This is a genomic window from Deltaproteobacteria bacterium (assembly GCA_026712905.1).
GTDB lineage: Bacteria > Desulfobacterota > Binatia > UBA9968 > JAJDTQ01 > JAJDTQ01.
Genome location: JAPOPM010000080.1, coordinates 1 through 2,015, shown reverse-complemented (window position 1 = coordinate 2,015; position 2,015 = coordinate 1). Strand labels below are relative to the sequence as shown.

General features: G+C 65.6%; 3 protein-coding genes. 2 read left to right on the top strand and 1 reads right to left on the bottom strand.

The window, feature by feature from the left end; genetic code table 11:
- Both OXF11_06380 and OXF11_06375 read left to right on the top strand, forming a co-directional pair.
- Positions 1 to 250, top strand: a 250-nt coding sequence (locus tag OXF11_06380) for a hypothetical protein (protein MCY4486731.1), incomplete at its 5' end; no start/stop codon positions are given.
- A 156-nt stretch (positions 251 to 406) separates the two neighbouring features.
- Positions 407 to 1,408, top strand: coding sequence for a hypothetical protein (locus OXF11_06375; GenBank protein MCY4486730.1), 1,002 nt, complete (start codon positions 407 to 409; stop codon positions 1,406 to 1,408).
- Positions 1,409 to 1,534: 126 nt separating this feature from the next.
- Here OXF11_06375 and OXF11_06370 read toward each other — a convergent pair.
- Positions 1,535 to 2,015 (bottom strand): hypothetical protein (locus OXF11_06370; GenBank protein ID MCY4486729.1); only part of this gene is annotated, 481 nt, incomplete at its 5' end.

Sequence of the window (2,015 nt, the reverse complement as noted above, 5' to 3'; positions counted from 1 at the left end):
CGTCAACATCGGCGCCGGCGGCAAGGCCGACATCGGCGTCCAGAACCTGCCCCAGGAGATGATCCTGCACACCATCCGCTCCGGCGAGCCGCGCCACTGGCTCCAGGCCATCGACTTCCTCTCCTCGCGCAAGGACACCTTCCCGTTCGAGGAGATGATCTCGGCCGAGTACAAGCTGGAACAGGTCAACGAGGCGCTCCAGGCCATGGCCAAGTACGAGATCGTCAAGGGGGTCATCCACTTCAACTAGGCAGGCGGAGATGGCGCCCTTCGACTTCGCTACGCTACGCTCAGGACGAACGGATGTGAGGGCGCCCTCTTGCTTTGCGGTAGCGTTTCCCAAAAGGTGGGGTCAGACCTTGTACCTGTTTCCCATGACCTAACCCACCGATTACAAGGAGATTTTATGCGAGCCATCGTCATGGGTACCGGCCCCATCGGCGGCATTATCGGCGGACGCCTGGCCCGGGCCGGACATGACCTGACCTTCGTCGACGTGGACCGAGAGCACGTCGCTGCCATCCGCGACCACGGGCTTCAGGTGGACGTGCCCGACGGGGCGTTCAACGTGAAGGCCAACGTCGTTTTCCCCGGCGAAATCGAAGGCACCTTCGACACGGCTTTCATCGCCGTCCGCTGTAATTACACCCGCGACACGCTGGCGATGGCGCTGCCGCACATGAGCGAAGATGGTCTGGTGGTGTCGATGCAGAACGGTATCAATATCCCTCTTCTGGAGGAGGCGGTGGGGGCGGACCGGTCGGTGGGCATGGGGATCCGCATGGGCAGCCGGCGGACTGCACCGGGGTGTGTGCACACCACGACGCGGGGCCACCTCTACGTCGGCCATTCCCACGGCCGCACGACGCCTCGGCTGGAAGAGCTCAACGCGATGCTCGACGCCGTGATCCCCAGCGAGATTACCGACAACATCATCGGAGTGTTGTGGAGCAAGCTCACGTACACCTGCTACGGCTACTACGGTTCGCTGGCGAACACGTCCATGGTGGAGAGCTGCGCCAGCCCCGACGACCGGCGTCTGCTGGCGAATTTCCTGGGCGAGGTGGTGGCCGTGGGAACGGCCGCCGGAGCCCGGTTCATCCCGTTGAGAGAGTACAACCCGCCGGGCCTGCATCCCGAGCAGCCGGTGGAAGCGCGTCTGGCGGTGGTCAACCACTACGCGGAGTCCTGGAGGTCGGACGACCTCAAGGGGCCCCTGCGGCAACTGCTCAACGGCACCAGGCTCGAAGTGGAGTTCACCCTCGGCCACGTGGTGCGGGAGAGCGCCCGGCTGGGCCTGTCCACGCCCCTGTGCGACAACGTGTTGAACATGTTGCTCGAGCTGGAATCGGGCAAGCGCCAACTGGGTCTCCACAACTACGTGGAGCTGGCCGGGTGCCGCGCCTGACCGGCGCCCGCTCCCCGTCATTTGTATGTTGAGGTAACCTCTCGAATCGGCCAATTTGGGAGGTCGGCATGCGGGGGGAGCCGGCCGCGCCGGCGGACTCACAGCGCAGTCGGGGCGCCGACGCCATCAGAATCTCGCGCCGAGGTGAAATCCGACTGCGTGATTCGGAGCCGCATTCTTTTTGGCATGCTCGCGCCGAGTCCCCTCGACCCTGAGCTCCAGCGAGGTGGGACCGCGGTTCGCCAACTTGAGCCGCCAGCCCAGGCTGTACTCCGGCTGTCCGTTCACGAGCCCGAGCCCGATCTCCGGCGTCGAGGTGAACCGGTCGTCGAAGGCGGAGAACCCGTAACCCATCTTGAGCTCGAGGCGGCGGTCCCGCGGCCCGCGGTCGTTATCGTTCGTCGCCAGTCCGGCGGGAGACACGGGCTCGATCAGCGCGTCCATGCCACCGGTCGCACTGGCACCCACGGTCTGGCTGAGAGTGAGCGACGGCCCGCGGTCCGAAGCGGGGTCCGGGTTCCAACCAAGCGAGCCGGCGATCCCGTGATCGCGGAAGCCGTTGGACTCGTGGGTGAGCAGGCCGCGCCCCGTCAAGTCCGCGGAAATG

What these genes read in the sequence shown, in the direction of transcription:
- OXF11_06375 (MCY4486730.1), top strand. Translation starts at nt 407, where the DNA reads ATGCGAGCCATCGTCATGGGTACCGGCCCCATCGGCGGCATTATCGGC.